Source organism: Peribacillus sp. NPDC097197 (assembly GCF_050278025.1).
GTDB lineage: Bacteria > Bacillota > Bacilli > Bacillales > DSM-1321 > Peribacillus.
Genome location: NZ_JBNNST010000011.1, coordinates 37,564 through 55,163, shown reverse-complemented (window position 1 = coordinate 55,163; position 17,600 = coordinate 37,564). Strand labels below are relative to the sequence as shown.

Annotated in this window: 17 protein-coding genes and 3 pseudogenes; 14 read left to right on the top strand and 6 right to left on the bottom strand. The window is 33.3% G+C overall.

The genetic code is table 11. The features are described from left to right. Positions 1–260: 260 nt before the first annotated feature. Genes ACQKL6_RS15035 through ACQKL6_RS15025 form a run of 3 tightly spaced genes read left to right on the top strand, consistent with a single transcriptional unit; the run spans position 261 to position 2,437 of the window. Positions 261–1,139, top strand: a complete 879-nt coding sequence (locus ACQKL6_RS15035) for a hypothetical protein (RefSeq protein WP_427651419.1) — start codon at positions 261–263, stop codon at positions 1,137–1,139. 13 nt (positions 1,140–1,152) lie between these two features. Then, complete coding sequence (locus tag ACQKL6_RS15030) at positions 1,153–1,740, top strand: AbiV family abortive infection protein (RefSeq protein WP_427651417.1); 588 nt, start codon at positions 1,153–1,155, stop codon at positions 1,738–1,740. A gap of 16 nt (positions 1,741–1,756) precedes the next feature. Beyond that, positions 1,757–2,437, top strand: a complete 681-nt coding sequence (locus ACQKL6_RS15025; RefSeq protein ID WP_427651415.1) for a hypothetical protein — start codon at positions 1,757–1,759, stop codon at positions 2,435–2,437. A 108-nt stretch (positions 2,438–2,545) separates the two neighbouring features. On the opposite strand, the gene ACQKL6_RS15020 is transcribed toward ACQKL6_RS15025, so the two are convergent. Then, complete coding sequence (locus ACQKL6_RS15020) at positions 2,546–2,764, bottom strand: DUF3006 domain-containing protein (protein WP_427651414.1); 219 nt, start codon at positions 2,762–2,764, stop codon at positions 2,546–2,548. Continuing rightward, the gene (locus tag ACQKL6_RS15015) at positions 2,765–3,604 is read right to left on the bottom strand and encodes a ComEC/Rec2 family competence protein (protein WP_427651412.1); all 840 of its coding nucleotides are present in this window, start codon (positions 3,602–3,604) and stop codon (positions 2,765–2,767) included. It abuts the gene before it with no gap. Between the two features lie 700 nt (positions 3,605–4,304). Between ACQKL6_RS15015 and ACQKL6_RS15010 the strand changes: the two genes are divergently transcribed. From ACQKL6_RS15010 to ACQKL6_RS14980, 7 genes and pseudogenes are all read left to right on the top strand, one after another. Continuing rightward, positions 4,305–5,942, top strand: a complete 1,638-nt coding sequence (locus tag ACQKL6_RS15010; RefSeq protein WP_427651411.1) for an Ig-like domain-containing protein — start codon at positions 4,305–4,307, stop codon at positions 5,940–5,942. A gap of 610 nt (positions 5,943–6,552) precedes the next feature. Further along, positions 6,553–6,828: a hypothetical protein gene (locus ACQKL6_RS15005; protein ID WP_427651410.1), complete on the top strand. Its 276-nt coding sequence runs from the start codon at positions 6,553–6,555 to the stop codon at positions 6,826–6,828. Between the two features lie 131 nt (positions 6,829–6,959). Beyond that, on the top strand, positions 6,960–8,126 hold the full coding sequence (locus tag ACQKL6_RS15000; protein WP_427651408.1) for an HNH endonuclease: 1,167 nt from the start codon (positions 6,960–6,962) through the stop codon (positions 8,124–8,126). A 280-nt stretch (positions 8,127–8,406) separates the two neighbouring features. After that, positions 8,407–8,643, top strand: a complete 237-nt coding sequence (locus ACQKL6_RS14995; RefSeq protein ID WP_427651407.1) for a nuclease-related domain-containing protein — start codon at positions 8,407–8,409, stop codon at positions 8,641–8,643. Positions 8,644–9,180: 537 nt separating this feature from the next. Next, the gene (locus ACQKL6_RS14990) at positions 9,181–9,804 is read left to right on the top strand and encodes a hypothetical protein (protein ID WP_427651405.1); all 624 of its coding nucleotides are present in this window, start codon (positions 9,181–9,183) and stop codon (positions 9,802–9,804) included. A 64-nt stretch (positions 9,805–9,868) separates the two neighbouring features. After that, positions 9,869–10,076 (top strand): annotated as a pseudogene (locus tag ACQKL6_RS14985) (recombinase family protein). Positions 10,077–11,176: 1,100 nt separating this feature from the next. After that, positions 11,177–12,022 (top strand): hypothetical protein, encoded by an 846-nt coding sequence (locus ACQKL6_RS14980; RefSeq protein WP_427651404.1) that lies wholly within the window; start codon positions 11,177–11,179, stop codon positions 12,020–12,022. Between the two features lie 255 nt (positions 12,023–12,277). Here ACQKL6_RS14980 and ACQKL6_RS14975 read toward each other — a convergent pair. Further along, positions 12,278–12,576: pseudogene (locus ACQKL6_RS14975) on the bottom strand (DUF3898 domain-containing protein); the annotation flags it as partial. Between the two features lie 433 nt (positions 12,577–13,009). Between ACQKL6_RS14975 and ACQKL6_RS14970 the strand changes: the two are divergent. Continuing rightward, positions 13,010–13,096 (top strand): annotated as a pseudogene (locus tag ACQKL6_RS14970) (YneF family protein); the annotation flags it as partial. Positions 13,097–13,441: 345 nt separating this feature from the next. Here ACQKL6_RS14970 and ACQKL6_RS14965 read toward each other — a convergent pair. Continuing rightward, on the bottom strand, positions 13,442–14,176 hold the full coding sequence (locus tag ACQKL6_RS14965; RefSeq protein WP_402956415.1) for a glucose 1-dehydrogenase: 735 nt from the start codon (positions 14,174–14,176) through the stop codon (positions 13,442–13,444). A 112-nt stretch (positions 14,177–14,288) separates the two neighbouring features. On the opposite strand from ACQKL6_RS14965, the gene ACQKL6_RS14960 reads away from it, so the two are divergent. Beyond that, a complete protein-coding gene (locus tag ACQKL6_RS14960; protein ID WP_402991959.1) occupies positions 14,289–14,924 on the top strand; it encodes a TetR/AcrR family transcriptional regulator in 636 nt (211 codons plus the stop codon). A gap of 100 nt (positions 14,925–15,024) precedes the next feature. Here the strand turns inward: ACQKL6_RS14960 and ACQKL6_RS14955 are convergent, their stop codons facing one another. Both ACQKL6_RS14955 and ACQKL6_RS14950 read right to left on the bottom strand, forming a co-directional pair. Beyond that, positions 15,025–15,780, bottom strand: a complete 756-nt coding sequence (locus ACQKL6_RS14955) for a polysaccharide deacetylase family protein (protein WP_402956503.1) — start codon at positions 15,778–15,780, stop codon at positions 15,025–15,027. A gap of 158 nt (positions 15,781–15,938) precedes the next feature. Beyond that, a complete protein-coding gene (locus tag ACQKL6_RS14950) occupies positions 15,939–16,106 on the bottom strand; it encodes a Spo0E family sporulation regulatory protein-aspartic acid phosphatase (protein WP_427651403.1) in 168 nt (55 codons plus the stop codon). Positions 16,107–16,344: 238 nt separating this feature from the next. On the opposite strand from ACQKL6_RS14950, the gene ACQKL6_RS14945 reads away from it, so the two are divergent. After that, positions 16,345–17,052: a cytochrome c biogenesis CcdA family protein gene (locus ACQKL6_RS14945; RefSeq protein ID WP_402875369.1), complete on the top strand. Its 708-nt coding sequence runs from the start codon at positions 16,345–16,347 to the stop codon at positions 17,050–17,052. A 187-nt stretch (positions 17,053–17,239) separates the two neighbouring features. Next, the gene (locus ACQKL6_RS14940) at positions 17,240–17,599 is read left to right on the top strand and encodes a response regulator (RefSeq protein WP_427591995.1); all 360 of its coding nucleotides are present in this window, start codon (positions 17,240–17,242) and stop codon (positions 17,597–17,599) included. Position 17,600 lies beyond the last annotated feature (1 nt).

Below are 17,600 nucleotides of genomic sequence, written 5' to 3'. Positions count from 1 at the left end.
GTTAAGAATATATCTTTGTTTTCTTATAATCCGATTTACTTTAGAAAAAAATATCCAATATTAGCTGAAGAATGACATCCCTATAAAGGTGGTGATACTAACGCAAGTAAAGTTCTGTGTGGGTCTTTGCGAGATTTCCTATAAGGGCCAAAAAGAAGGAATCGGCGACATGAAAAAAGCAAACCATTAATATTATGGGATACATATGTAGCTCTTTTTTTTTGGTATAATGTTACTAAAAGATAAAAGAGGGGAATCATTTGAAATTCAATTTGAAATTTATAATTGGTACATTAGTTGTGTCACTAATCGTAGTTCCAGTTATATTTAACTTCTTATTTATTTGGGAAAGTGGTTGGTCTAGAGGTGAAACAGGTGACTGGTTTACTTTATATGGTAATATATTTGGCGGATTGATTGGAGGTTTTTTTACATACTTGGCTTTGTTATTAACATTTAAAGAACAAAATGAAACTAAGAAAAAGGAAATGAGGCCAAGGATAGACATACCTCATCAAACAATTGAATTTATTGACTCAGGTGACCAACTTAATTATAAGCCGATTGTAATTGAATTAAATAATATTGGTGGTTCGTTAGCCAAAAATATTGAATGTTCACTTTCCTTGCCAAATTATGATAAAGTATTAACTGCTTTAGAAAACGCTAAAAATCATTTGAAAATAGACTTTTTACAAGCAAAAACTGCCCATATAGACGAGATTTCAGATATTGAAGTGGAAGGCAAAAAAAGTGTTCAATTGATTGTTCGTGATGATAAAGGTAATTACAAAACATCCCTAGGCAGTGTCTATAAAAATTATGAATCAGAATTTATTGGAACCTGCATACCACTTGTTTTAAACCATGAGGCGCAAACTCAATATATTTTAGAGAATAGTGTTAGTTATTGGGTAAATTATATTGCTCAAAATAGGCACTATACAGCGGGTAGGTTTAATAAAGACGAATTATTTAACTTTAATTTGGAAGTCAAATATTCTTCTGACGAATATGGAGACTTTATTGATAGGTTTAATTTGGAGTGGGAATTTATAGGGATATGGGCTGGAGAAGAATCACAGATGAAATTTAAATATGTCCTTAAAAGTAAGAAAGCGAATACTCAAGCATCTTAAAGGGAGGAGTATTATGACTGCTTTATCATTTGGGAAATTAGAAGAAGCATATATCATGATCTATGAAAATGCAAAAGAACTTTTAGAAGAATCGAGATTACTAATTGAGAACAAACGCTATGCTCGTGCATATGCTTTGGCACAAATAGCACATGAGGAACTAGCGAAACTTCCAATTATATATCAAGAAGCTACCCGCTCATATTTTAAAGAAGGTCATGATTGGAAAAATTTTTATAAACGCCTAAGAAGTCATGAGTCAAAGAATAAGCAAAATTACGTTTTTTATCAGACCATGTTAAATACTAATGGTGATGAAAGCATGAACCTGGAATATAACAAAATCCATGACAATCTTGCGTTCGTAAATCAACTTAAGAATGTTAGTCTTTATGCTGATATTAAAAATAGTAAATTCACAAAACCTGCTCTTGAAATTAAGAAAAACTTAGCAAAAACTCACTTGGAATTAGTCGAAGAAATGTACAAGACATATTCCCTAACTGGTTTTCATATTAAAGGTGGAATGAAAAAATCATTGGATTCCGATAATGCAAAATTAAAGAGGGAACTATTTAAAAAAGCTGGGCTAATTAAATGAATAAGGAGTGCTCGAATTGGAATTTACATTGCTTGATAATGGCATAGACTCATTAAAAAAGACACAAGATTCACTCAATAGATTCAATGAACTATATAGGCCAAATTCATATCATCTTCTCAAAGATGCAATTATATATCTTAATCATGGGATTGAAATATTATTAAAATACATATTATCAAGTAGGAATGAATCTTTAATATTTAAGGATATAAAAGTGTACATGAAGGCAAAAGAACACTTAAAACATATGCCTCCAAAAGAAAAAGGATTTGGTACATACTTAGAAAAGGATATGCCAACTGTATTTGATGTTCCAAAAGATAAATTACAAAATAAGATATTAGAAACTATTACCTTAAGAGAAGCAGTAGACAGAATAGAACTCTTATGTGATATTGAAATTACGAAAGAATTTGGAGATTCTATTTACTTAATTAATAAGTATCGGAATGATATAACTCATCACTCAATCAAATTAACTTCAGATGAAGAACAAAAATTAATAAAAGAGTTAAAAATTCTATATGTAAATATATTAGGTTTTTTTGAAGAACAAATTTCTGGAATATATGAAAAAGTAGATTTAGAAAGATTTGAAGTAACACAAGCAGAGATGAAACAATGGCAACAAGATATGGAAGATTTTTATCACGAAAGAGCCATGAGCGATTTAACTGAAGACGATTTAAAGTAAAGGTGTAACTTTGTTACACCCACTACTAGTTGATTAAATAAACCAAGAACTTTATATATAGCAATAAAAAAAGGCCCAGCTCAAATGAGAGGGCAATCGATTCATTGTTTAATCTTCAAAAAGTTCATCCATTAAGTCGTCGATTTCTTTTCTTAACTTTTCTGTGGCTTCTTTAGAGATAGTAATGTTATCTCCATCGATAATCAGCATATCCCCGACCTTGGCTCCTTTTGGAAGTGAGCTTTTCGGGATATCCTTCATGTCCCCACCATCGATTTCCACGACGGCAATCTTTCCTTCAAAACGATCAATGATACCTTCTACCATCTATTTCACCGTCTTTACAGTAAGTTTCGTACCCGTTGACGTGAAGATGATGTTACCTGATTTGTCCGTACGATAGATTTTGGCTTTTACTGAATTTAATCGCTTTACTACAGTAGAAGTGGGGTGACCGTACCCATTTTTCCCTACACTGATTACAGCGTATTTAGGTTTGGCCTTTTTTATAAATGCTGAACTTGTTGATGTTTTTGCACCATGATGTCCTACTTTAAGAACATCAACACTAGGTATTAGTTTTTTAGCTAGCATATCTTTTTCGGATTTTTCTTCAGCGTCACCAGTGAATAAGAACGTCTTTTTATTGTGTTTAAGTAAAAGTACGGCACTCCAGTTATTTAAGTCTGACTTAGCGTACTCCTTAACTGGTGCGATGAACTTTAATGAAGTGTTCTTTGCCTTTGTTGTAATTTCCACGCCCGTCTTGGCCTTTTTAATTGTTAGTTTTTTCTTCTTAACGGCTGTCAAAAAGTCTTTGTATGCTTGTGTAGTATGGGAAACTTTAGGTGCATAAACAGATTTTACTTTCATTGTGTTTATTACATAAGCAAATCCACCGACATGATCAGCGTCAGGATGAGTGGACACTACTGCATTAAGAGTTTTAACCTTCTGTTTCTTTAAGTAGGCTACAACTTCATCGCCTTTACCTTTACCGCCAGCATCGATCAAAATATTTTCATTTGGGGTCTGAATTAAAATCGAATCGCCTTGACCAACATTAATATAGTGAACCTTAACATTTGAAGATGCTTCGGTTGTTGTAATTCCTGTTAGTAAAGACAAGAATAGAGCAACAACTAGTACAATATTTAATTTTTTCATAATTTCACCTCCTAATAGTTACTGTATCACGATTCTAAAACTATTTGGGACTAAGTGTGTATATTTTTGAATATATTTAGTTCTAATTTCACCTACGTCAATTTTCTTCAAAGGGGCTAGGAAATCAGATATCCTAAAAACCAAAATCCTCCAACAAATCATTTAAACAATAGCTTCGTGTTTCATTTATTTTGGCAAACTCCCTTTTATTGATGTTAGTGTAATCGGTAATCTCTTGTAAGAATATTGATTCTACATGCTCCATGTAAATAGTAAATTTAATTGTACTCACTCCTTCATCAGCACATCTCTTGAATTGATTTTCTAATAGATTAGCCGTCTTAGCTTTGAATAAGTACTCTTTTTAAAGGTTATATGAGCAATGAAATATTTCATCAGATTCTCCTTATATAAGAAATTCGACTTAGGTAATAATAACCCTTTTGTCATTTTTGTGAAAAGTCAAGATGAGTGATTGACGGTTTAGAAAAGATGGGATTTTTAATTATGAAATGGTGATTCCATAAGATACATTATTATCTTTTTTAAAGATAGAGTGACATCAACTTCGTATATTATGCTGATAGGTAAATATAATCATTTAAGTCTAGAGAATTCATTTGGTAGGTATTTACTCCTGTTGATTAAGATGGTAAAGTTAGAAGAGGTTTCTTTTACTGGCAGTGGTATATTTTGAATGGTGAAACAATTATACTTATATAAAGTGGGGTTATTATCAATTATGCGTATTATTAGTTCGACTTTTTTCATTTTATTACTTTCATTTATTCTTAATCAAGTAGCTTTTGCAGAAGAAAAAATCCTATCAGGTGTTCCCATCCAAGGGAAGATAGAATCAATAAGTGAACAAGATGTGTATGAATTTACAACAGACAAAGATGGTGGAGAAATATATATCACTTTAGATAATACAACAGGTACGTTTTCTATGTATCTATATGATGAAAATGGAAAAGAGGTAGGCGGCACCCAAACTTATTCTAGCGGAAGCACTATTACAATTAATAAGTATGTTAAAAAAGGAACCTATTATTTATACGTTTCTCCTTATCGTTGGGCTGGAATTTCAAGTGCCTCTTATAGTTTGAAGGCAACTTATGCGTCATCCATTAAAAGAAACACTAAAACTTTTGAACCGAATGAAACAGATGAAACGTCTATGCCTATTCATTCTGGGCAAGTATATACCTCAGCGAGTACTTCGAACATTGATAGAGATATGTATCAATTTACAACAGACAAAGATGGTGGAGAAATATATATCACTTTAGATAATACAACAGGTACGTTTTCCATGTATCTATATGATGAAAATGGAAAAGAGGTAGGCGGCACCCAAACTTATTCTAGCGGAAGCACTATTACAATTAATAAGTATGTTAAAAAAGGAACTTATTATCTAGCGATTACTCCTTATCGTTGGGCTGGAATTTCAAGTGCCTCTTATAGATTGAAAGCAACTTATGCGTCATCCATTAAAAGAAACACTAAAACTTTTGAACCGAATGAAACAGATGAAACGTCTATGCCTGTCATTTCAAACAAATCCTATAAATCAAGTAGTTCATCACCAATTGATAGAGATATGTATCAATTTACAACAAGTAAAGATGGAGAAGTATATATCACTTTAGATAATACAACAGGTACGTTTTCTATGTATCTATATGATGAAAATGGAAAAGAGGTAGGCGGCACCCAAACTTATTCTAGCGGAAGCACTATTACAATTAATAAGTATGTTAAAAAAGGAACTTATTATCTAGCGATTACTCCTTATCGTTGGGCTGGAATTTCAAGTGCCTCTTATAGTTTGAAGGCGTCTTTTAATGATAAAACACCAACTGTTAATGCTATATCTGATAAGTCTACGGTAATTACAGGTAAGGCTGAAACAAATGCAACAGTTTATGCTGTGATAGGGACGAAGCAAATTGGCAAAGCTACAGCGAAAAACGGAGCCTATTCAATTAAATTAAACAAACAAAAAGCTGGAACAAGTATTTCTGTTTATTTAGTAGATAGACGAGGAAATGTGACTGGGAGTAAAACAGTTAAGGTTATAGACAAGACAGCTCCAAGTAGTCCAACTGTTAATACTGTTTCTAATAAGTCAGTATCGGTATCTGGTAAGTCTGAAAAAGGCGCAACTATTAAAATATATAACGGAAGTAAAAAGATTGGGCAAGGAACAGTTAATAGTAGTGGGAACTACAAGATAAAAATCAATGCGCAAAAGAAGGGCACAGTTTTGAAGGTGTATGCTCAAGATAAATCAGGTAATAAGAGTAAAAATAAAACGATTAAAGTGACCTGAGATTCTTCGATTATTCTCTCGTTTTTGAAGTAAGGTGGTCTTTTTGCTGTATTGCTTTTATGAGTAGTACAGCTCTTTTTTTGCTCTGATATTAACTATCATAATATAACTAGATAGGTAGGAGAATAAAAGAGAGGTATTAAACACCATTTTAAAGTGATACATTCAAAAAGTCATGCTTAAATAATTTCACGTGTGAATATGAAAAGATGTAAGAGGAAGCAACAATCTACATGAGCAAAATCAACAGGATAGGGTGAAAACAAGAGATTCATGGTTTTAACTGTGCAGGATGCTGCTTTGATTTTGAAAAAGTGTATGGCGAGCGGGGGAAAGGTGAATGAATTTCATCACTTACTCCACTGAAAGTGAGTAGTATAATTCATATTTAAAGTACATAGTTTTCTATAAATATAGAGTTCTAAACTGTGTACTATTTTTTTAAGTCTTATTTAGGTCATAAGTGTTTGAGAGTGAATTTAGTTTCAAAATTAAGATGGTAGTTTTTACTGTATGCTCTCAGAATAGTACAGTTATAATTCTGACAGTGGAAGACTTTGTATACAGGAATAGTAATATAGAATTAGATAAAAAGGAGGGTTATAGGAAAATGACCATACATAAATCACCAATTGATTATATTGAAATACACGCTCCACAACATAGTTCAGACGCGTATTATAAAGTATGTTATGGGGAAGTTGATTGGAAAGAAAATAATAATCTTGAAAGAGCTATTTATGTTCTAATGCGTTATGGTACTGATATAAAATATAGGAGAGTAGCTCATATTTTAACTACTCCTAATAATCCTCACGAATTAACTGATTTAGATAAAGTACTTTCCGCAATTCGTAAACTACAGGTTAAACACAATCTAAATTAGTAGGTGGAAATCGACAAAAAGCAGAAGCTCCTTCAGTAAATGGAGCTTTTTTTACCTGTGGATTTTTAAGGTGAATGCTAGATTGAAAACTATTGTATATCTAATACTCACTATAAGAAGGGGGAATAGTAATGCAAAGTAAAAATAAAAGTGTGCTAAAAAGTGAATACCCTAACGACATGTTAAGGATTCCTGATTTAGAACCTGTGAAACGTTCTAGAGAATTTCAGGCATATGATCCAACTGTTAGAAGCAGAGTTGTTTATGAGTATATTTTCAATTCAAAAACACATAGATGGATAGACGAGAATATCATTGGCCTGAACTCAACTGAGAGTCGCGGTTATCAAACGATGGGGATTTTACATTATATTGGACTTAAGGATAAGCACAAAGGGATATTTAAGGGATACTCGATGAATGACGCCATTAGAGTACTACAAAAACAGCATAGCAATTTCGCGATGGTTATAGATTGTCTTGAGAGTCTTAATATAGAAGGTAAATCCATGAAGGATCTAAATGAATTTGATCATATGTTGTTTCAACAAGGATTACATAATAAGGAATATGTTATTGGTAATAAAACGAAATATTATATTATAACTGTTAAAATAGAGCCTGATGTTGTATCTCCTAATTTCTTATCTAAGTACCTAGTTTATTTACTAGAAGATGATAAAGTACTAAAACATGTTGATATTCAGAGTGGGGTAACGAAGCAATTATTAACGCTAGCAAAGAAAGAGGGCATCAAACTTTTACATCAACAAAATCCAATGGTGAAAATTGAAGATGTAACGATGATTCATTATAAACAAGGAAGAAATAAAAATGATTGGCAAAAGGATTATGGAGAAGATCTTGCAGATTTGTTCGAAGAATTTCAAGAATCATTGAATAGCTCAATCTTAAAAACATCATTTAATGACATTGATTCTGAACGTTCTGAAGAAGATGATTATTATAATGATGGTGCAACAATCTACTATTATGGTAGGCGGTATGAGCGAAACCCAAAGAACAGGGCGAAAACAATTGAGATTCAAGGTTTAAATTGTGCAGGATGCGGCTTCAATTTTGAAAAAGTGTATGGCGAGCGGGGGAAAGACTTCATCGAGGTTCATCATATTAAACCACTTAGCACGATTCAAGAAGAAGTGGCTATAAATCCTGAGACTGATCTAGTTCCTGTTTGTTCTAACTGTCATCGAATGATACATAGAAGAAAAGATGAAGTATTGACTATTGAAGAATTGAAAGAGCTAATAAAAAGGCAGTCTAACACTGGTGATTAAATAGTACATAGTTTTCTATAAAATATAGTATAGAAAACTATGTACTTTAGATTTCCTAAACAATTTTAATTTGGGGATTTAACGCAAACGTTATGACTATGACTTAATGGATAAAACAAAATACATTTAGAATATGACATCTTGGGCTTATGAGAAGGAGAAGCAACAAAATGATATCAAGAGTATTTATGAGATTTTCTGAAAAAAATAACCTAGAGAAGATTTTGCTATATCCAGTGATAAGTTCAAAGAGAACAAGTCTAAGATCGCTCCTCTAGAAGTGGAGAACTTGGTGAATATAAAATACACATTCAACTCGACCAACTGGCTAAGAAAAGTAAAATATCTTAGTGATGTATTAATCCCTTATTTTAAAGCAAAGTCTGGTTATTCTCAAATTGACCATGTTATCTTTACTCCATTTGCGATATTTGTTATCGAGACTAAAAATTACGCTGGAAATATATATGGTGATAGAGCAGGGCTAAGTGGAGTGTTAATGGAAAGTTCTCTATGATGAATCCATTCAATCAAAATGTTGGTCATATGCAAGCCATTAAATCACTTCTCAGAACAGTTGACGATAGAGAATTTGTTTCTATAATGTCTTTTACTAAAAAAAGTACATTCAAAGTAATGCAGAATTAAGAATGATACAGTCTAATGAATTGATAGCTATGACACGGATTTGTCTGAATTCATAATAAGGAAGCTCAGTGTCTTAAAATTACAACATCAATCACCAATATTTTCTGATAATGATATTTTACATATGTACAATGTATTCGAGGAGCAAAACGTAATAGATCAAGATATAAGAAAAAGACATGTTGAGATGTTAAAAACAAAGACCAGTAATGAGGTATGAGGTATTTAGAAATGAAAACCAAATTTAAAGCTTCCATAACCTGTGGAAAAGCAGTATCACGAAAAGTTGAAGCTTTTTGTGTTTCAAATAAGGAGCGGTTTAGAGGTAATATCTATTGTTATGAACATCAAAAACCTCATCTGTAAAAATGATGGGGTTTTGAATCATAGAAAGAAGAGGGTAAATATGGAGAATAGGATTACTGAATATGCTTTAAATAACTTCGTAGCACCAAAGTTAGCACAATTGACACAAAAATCTGCACCTGAAGTTATAAGTCAAGTTCAACAGCATCAGTATTGGATACCAAACTTTATACTAACTTCTATGCTTAGAATCAAAGTCTCTGATGAAAACCAAAAGTATGTTATTAACATTCTACGAAGGGTCTCAAATGCGATTAATGAATATGAAAGTGGGAGAAATATGTTGGAATCGTATTTGTCTGTGAAGCGTGAATCCATTTCAAAGTATTTTTTATCAGTTTTCCATTTTGAAAATTCAATAACACAAACTTATCAGGCTTTAATGCTATTGAAGACAATGAGTAATATTGAAAAGCTTTTTGAAAAGGAAGATGGTTCTTTACTCCAACGAATAAATAATATCTATAATCATATAAAACATTTAAATGAAAGAATTGAAAACAGTAAAATACCAGAGGGATATACTATTCCTATGTGGATAACAAATTTTGGATTGGAATCTCCAAATGCAGAGGTGAATTTTGAAGAGTTCGCTTCTTGTTTGATTGAATTAGGTACATGTGCAAATAAATTATCAAATCCTAATCTTGACTTAAATAGGTAAGCCGCCAAAAGTTTCTGGCAGGAAGAAAGAAGATAGAGGTCAATTCAATCTTCTCCTTGATACAGTGCAAGACGGTGACTGTATTGTTGTAACTAAGTTGGATAGAATTGCAAGGGGATGCACTATCGACCATTGAGTATCTGAACAATATAGGCGTTTCACTCATTGTTTTGAATATGGTTGGTGACAGGATAGATACAGGTACAGCGATAGGGAAATTAATTATAACAATCCTGTCTGGTATTGCAGAATTTGAGGCTGATATGATTTAAAGAGAGACAAATGGAGGGCATAGCAGAAGCAATGGCAAGGAGTGTATATTGAGTTGTTTTGAAACAGGGACACCAATAAGATGACTGTAAAGGGGATAGAAGAAGTAATGAAGATAAGCAGAGCAACCTTATATAGAACGGTAAAGAAATAATAGCTTAAAGAAGGAATTTGACTTTAAACATGGAATATAAATAAAGGTTGATCATTGTAATGTATTAATAGTATTCTTCAACAAATAAACAAGCACTCGGCTGATATAGTACTACTTTCTGAATACTGGAGCGGAGAAAAAGGTGTGGAATTTCAGAAACAGTTAAGGGAATATGGATATGAATAGATACACTCACGGTTACTTTAGGGGATATTCATGGGGAAGCCAAAGGAAATGGGTTTCGGATTGATTACATTTTGTATCACTCATTTTACATGAAAAGATATTAGAATCGTATTTTCCTTAAGAACGTATTAGTAAAATATCAGACTATGTTATCGTGGAACTTGAAATATAAACTATCTTATAATATTCAGATTAACTTTGTTATCAATCTACCAAAAGAAAAGGTGAGAGGGCTAATTCCCACATTATTTATCCTCGTGTCGGCAGGCTTAGTATATAGTAGGTATAAACACACACAACGGCTTTTTTCTATCCGATTGGTGATTCATCTACCTGAATTTTCTCTTGTACTCTTTGTTACAATCTGGACATTTCCATTTAATAATCCTATCAGCGTCAATACCACTGATACCAATCTTTCGAGGGAAGTGAGTAGATCCGAATGCTTTTTGTGATTCTTTTGGAATAGTTTCTCCTTGCAAATTAGCATTACAATACGGACAAACTTCATTGCCATTGTCCATCAAACCACCCCTTTAGAAAAAAACATTCTCATTCAAATGTAGCATATATATCATGTTTTAGCAGGTTCAATATTGTAAATGCTAATAAGGAATTCTTATTGCAAATAAAGGATTAAATATGTGTCCAGACGAAAGTGTAATTGGAGATAAGATAGTAAAAGTCAAGTATTTTTTTGTAGGTATGATATATAATCTTGATTAAATATTTAAACAATTGAGATAGGAGGGAAGAAATTTATTGGCTAAAATTAAACGAGAAGAGAACAGAGTCTTTGCTTTAATGAAATTTGGAAGTAAGAAAAACTTGGAACGTCTTTTGTATAATGGGGAGCTTTATACACGCCCTATCCAGCAATTTAGAAATATAGATGATACGGCAGAAAGTTTAAGACGTGATAAATATGAAGGGGCAACTAAAGTTTATAACTCGGGTGTAACTGTTAATATAACTAATACGGAAACAAATGAAACTTTGGTAATTGATGAAGAGTCTGGGTTATTGGAAATTACCGAGCATAGGGAAAGAAAAGCAAACATTTATTGCATGACGGCTATGACTTCGAAATTGGGCTTTGATTTTTTCAATTACCAGGATTATCTTAAGTTAGATTTGCTAAGACAGTTTGGCCCATATAGCGTAATAATTCGAGATGTTCAATCGTTTATTGAACGAATAGAGTCAGCGATTAAAAAAGATGATAATTTAAAAGGATTTCAGCGTGGATTAGTTGATTATGTTGACGTTAAAGCGGTTAATGGAGAGTACTTTGCGTTTAATAAGCCCATAGAATACAGCTATCAATGGGAATACAGATTCCTTATTAAACCTCAAATTTATACAGATAATCCTATTCATTTGAAGATTGGGAATATATCTGATATAGCTATGTTAATTCCAACAATAGAGTTAATGGATTTGATAGAGTTGAAGGAAAGTAGAAATAATCGATATGGATTTACCCCTTTTTTACCTAAAAACGTACAGTTACCGAAAGAAGCACATAAGAATGTCCCTTATTCAAAAAAGCCCACGTATAAGAGGGGGTATTCTTTGATTTTAGATAAAGAGCAGTTAAGAAAGTGAAAAATGCAGGTAAGTTGATAAAAATCTATGCAATAAAAGGTTGTATATAAGTATCCTGATTAGAATATATTATTTAAAAACAAAGACAGAGTAATTTGTTATTCTCTCTGTCTTTTTGAATTGAGAATTTATAAAGGATAAAGGAAATCCTTATTAACATGTTTTAGAACTAATATTTAATCACACAAACGATCACGGACGGTTAAATAGCACTGTTTTTATGATCACAAAAACTCCTCGAAAACTCCTTAACACCTAAACCTTCCTACTAATCAGTTCCACAATCTCCATCAAATCATCAGGTCTATGGAACTCAATCGGCGAAACGTCTTTATCGAACTGAATGGAATCGACTTCGATCATTAATACTTACTTTCCATTAATCTTGCCCAATGAATGCTATCCCCAAAATCGGCTAACAGTCCTTTTACGGACGTACTGCCAAGCTTCATTCGTAATTCGGCCTCTGGTGTATGTTCTCAAATCTGAGCAGTGGCTTCGAAGACTTGGTGGGTTTCAAGACGTTCTTGGATTTCTCGTTTTTGCTTGTTTTCCAGATTTTGGGAAAACGGACATGAAAAAGAAAAGGGGTTTCAATACTTAGAAGGAAGCGGAGCATGCTCAGAACACATAGAAAGTTGTTTAATCATATATGGAAGAATCACGGTGACGGGCTGTAAATGACGTGATATCTCAGTTTTTGAGCGTCGGTGAAGAAGCCTTTGTCAATTATCCGCATCCTTCAGTAAAAGTCATCGACATTCCAACAAATGATAAAGTTTATGATTACATATTAAAAGTCTGAAAATACTGAATTATGATTTCAGACTTTTTAAAATCTAGAGATAAAAAAGTGAGGATTGATTAACCTGATTTTTACTATAAAATGCATTTAAATAGACTTTAAAATCTATTCATGGTATATTTTTCTTTAATAGAATAGGTGCGAATATAGAATAGTAAAACGTTGATATAAGTAGATTTATCATGATGATGATGCAAATGGGTATGAAACCGTCCCAAAAGAAAATTAATCAAATGATGAGTGCTATGAATAAACAACAAACCAAATAAATAGCATGAAAATCGCTATGCACTAATTTTTAATCGATTGATTATGGCTATTATAGGATGAGCAAATCATAAAATGCATTACAGAGTAATCTTTCATCATAAATTTTTGTTTGCTTTATCTTTCATCACGATCCGAAACCTCTTTCTCTGACGAATTCTACCAGAGAAGGGGGTTTTTTGCGTGAAGAAGAATCAGTTATAAGGGCCAGGACGGAAAAAATTGATATTTAAGTATACAGAAAGGAAAGAGGAGATAGAAGGGATCCCATTCAAATGGCCATTAAATGAAAAATAGGTTGCCCCAAGATAAAAGGGGGCAACCTGTGTTGTATGTGTCATTTTATATTATTGTGCAGTTAATCCGCCGTCAATTACGAATTCAGCTCCTGTAGAATAGCTTGATTCTTCGGAAGCTAGGAAAAGAACGAGATTGGAGACTTCTTCTGGCTGTGCCACGCGTTTAAGAGGAATATGTTTGGCAAATTCTTTGATGACTTCAACAGCATCGCCTTGGGTTACCATTGGTGTTTCAATCACACCTGGGTGTACTGAATTCACGCGGATTCCATAACGTGAAAAATCAATTGCGGCTGCTTTTGTCATTCCGCGAACGGCAAATTTTGTATCCGTATAACCAATTGCACCAGCCACTAGCCCGTTCATTGAAGAAATATTGACGATTGATCCGTTTTCAGTTTTCTTCATGGATGAAACAACGGTTTTCATTCCTAAAAATACGGATACTTGGTTAATTTTTACGATTTTAAGGTACTGATCTAAGGTTGTATCTTCAATGGAGTTATTAAGGCTTATTCCTGCATTGTTTACTAAAATGTTTACTGGGCCAAATGTGTTTTCAGTCTCGGTAACGACAGTCTGCCAATCGGCTTCGCTAGAAACGTCTTGTTTAATAAATATGGCGTTTTCGCCTAGTTCTTTCGCTAGGGCTGCTCCGGCTTCTTCATTTAAGTCGGTTAAAACAACTTTTGCGCCTTCTTCAACAAATTTACGCGCATGAGTCGCACCCATACCGGCTGCTGCGCCAGTGATAATCGCTACTTTATTTAATAACCTTTCCATAAATAACACCTCATTATTATTTTTTTTGATAGTTGAACTATCATTTTATGCATTTTTATTTTATACTATTTAACAGAATATATCAAGCAATAGGAGAAAGGACCGATGAATCGTGAGTTCAAATACTAGAGAAAAAAATAAAAAGCATCGGACAGAACAAATAATCCTTGCAGCGGAGGAATTATTTTCAGAAAAAGGATTATATGATGTACAGATGCAAGATGTCGCTACAAAGGCAAATGTCGGTATAGCCACCTTATTTCGTTACTTTCCTAAAAAAGAAAATTTAATCGTTGAGGTTGCTGTATTCATTTTAAGTGATTTCCAAGACGACCTAAAAAAGATTGCTGATTCAGAAAAGAACGCATACGAAAAATTTGAAGAGTTATTCGAATATTTTTTAGAGATCGCGAATGGACCAGCTAGAAAAGTCACCTTATTTCGTGAGGCTTTTGAAAGCTATTCCTCATATAAAAACGAGCCTCTAGAAAATATTGAATCCTATATCGACATACAAAAAGAGTTATCACGTGAAATTTTCAAAATCATAAAGCAAGGGGTTGAAGATGACTCTCTCCGTTCGGATATAAATATGGAGCTAGCTCTTCAAACAATAACAAATTGTTTTAGCATATTTTCAACGAGAATCACTTTACATGAAAAGGTAGCTATACCATCTTCGGGAATTACCCCCATTGATCAACAACAGTTTTTAAAAGAGATGTTCCTCCACTATATAAGGGCTTAAAGTGATTGAAACATCCTGACTGATACTGGGGTGACATATCGATTGGATTAGAGTGGCCTATTACTAGTGTTGACCGAATAAATAAAACGTATTATATTTCCTATTTCAATGGGAAAACCCTGAAAAATTCAGGTAAGGTAAGGTTTGAACGATACAATAATTCGGATACGGTTACACATTCATACCCATTTTTATAAAGATAAGCTAGTGTTGTTTCTAAAGCACGAACTGTTTGGGGGCGGTCACTCCAATCATGAAGTAAAATGATATCTCCGGGTCGCAAGGATTTAATGATGTGGTTTGATATTTTATTGGCTGGAGGCCTAGCCCAGTCTTTTGGGTCCTGATGCCAAGACCAGAGTACCACTTTAAATCCTTTATTAACCGCAGTATTGATGATTGTGTCATTATGGAAACCACCTACAGGACGATAAAGAGAGGGTTTATATTGTGCAAGGTCCCATATAATCTTATCCGTATCATCTAATTCCGATGATAGTCTATGAGCAGTTATATTCCTATCATATGGATGAGTATAAGTATGGTTGGCAATTTCATGACCTTCCTTAATCTCTCTTTTTAAAACATCGGGGTTGCTCTTCACTTTATTACCCGCTACGAAGAAAGTAGCTTTTGCGTTATATTTTGCTAAAAGATCCAGGATCTGAGGAGTATAGTCTGGATGGGGCCCATCATCAAATGTAATGGCAACAATTTTTTCTTGAGTATTCACTTCCCAAATAACATTTCCTGTTTTTTCGTAAACGGCTCTGCTGTCTGTTGCTGCCTGGGACTCGTTATACGAGGCAGGAAACAAAATAATGAGGGATAGGGCAATAAATAAAGTTTTCACAATAGTTTCCTCCAGGAAATACGGTTATACATGTTATTATGCGGAGTTTGTCTTTATTTATTAATGATTAGGAATGAGAAGAAGAGAGGTAAGCAATAAGTGCACGTCATTGAGGAATGAAGATGAATATACGTCATATACTGAAACCAGTATCACTTTAGTCAAGTACCTGTTTTATAATGTTTTTCATGATAGATGTTGAGTAATTGGTCAAGCTGTTGACTAAGTTGGATGGCAAGATGTGAACTTAACCCATTTCGCTCCACTATAGTAATAAGTTCACTTCGTTTTAATTCGATTTGTTCAAGACATTCATTACTTTTTAACATAGCTATTCCTTTCTAATCCGAATGCATTGGCGTTTTTTTAGATTTGTTGTAAAATATGTATGAATATAACAATTATAAAGCCTTGATGAATTGTTATCAAATAAGTTTTTCACTTATGGGTAAAGATCATTTTAATTAGCTTTTTCAGGTGTCACGAAAAATTATCAATTCCAAAAATGTATTTTTTTATCTAATTTGATACAATGTTTATAGGTTGTCTTACATAGGAGTGGAAGTCTTGGATGAAATTAATATTTTCTTAGCATTTGGAGCTGGATTTTTGAGCTTTATTTCTCCATGCTGCTTGCCGTTATATCCTGCTTTTTTATCATACATCACAGGTATGAGCGTGGGAGAAATCAAGTCGGATAATACTATGCTGCAAAAAAGAAGCATGTTGCATACGTTGTTCTTTTTGCTAGGTTTCTCGTTGGTATTTATAGCGCTAGGATTCGGTACTACATATTTAGGTTCTTTCTTTTCGGATTATAAAGAGTTAATTCGTCAAATTGGTGCCATCTTAATAGTCCTTTTTGGGTTATTCATAGTGGGAATCTTCCAACCGAAGTCCTTAATGAAGGATAGCCGGTTTGAATTTAAGAACAGGCCTGGTGGTTACTTGGGATCGATTCTTATTGGTCTTGCTTTTGCAGCTGGGTGGACGCCATGTGCGGGTCCCCTTTTAGGTACTGTCATGACGCTAGGGGTAACAAATCCTAGTGCCGCTATGAACTATATGATTGCTTATGTATTAGGATTTGCCATCCCATTCTTTGTTTTATCCTTTTTTGTAGGGAAATTAAAATGGATAAAAACCTACAGTCAGTACATTATGAAAATTGGCGGTTATTTAATGATTGTTATGGGGATTATCTTATTTTTTGATTGGATGACTAAAATCATTGCCGTTTTAACTACACTATTCGGTGGGTTTATTGGATTTTAGTGCATTTTCATGTAAAAAAATATATTTTTTGAATTGTATAGGCTTTTCATTGAGTCTTTGGTCTCTTTTTTTATTCCTTTAGTTATAAAATTCGTTGATTTTAGGACTTAAGTTAGATATTCTAGGAATATATAACTTTGAATCTTTTATTTGTTCTGCTTGTTGTTTGAAATGAGGAGGAGCGGCTATGGCCCAATTATTAGTAGTTGATGATGCTAAATTTATGAGAATGACACTTTCAAATATATTGACTAAAGCAGGCCATGAAGTGGTTGGTGAAGGTGAAAATGGAAAAGAGGCGATTGATCTATATCGAAGACTGAATCCCGATTTAGTCATAATGGATATAACAATGCCGATAATGAGCGGGCTTGATGCAGTTAAGGAAATAAAAAAGGAGTTTTCCTCTGCAATGGTTATTATGTGCTCAGCTATGGGGCAGCAAAAAATGGTTGTGGAAGCCATTGAGGCTGGAGCAAAGGACTTTATTGTAAAGCCTTTTGATGAGAATCGAGTCTTGGATGCCGTTAATAGGGTATTGGATTAAA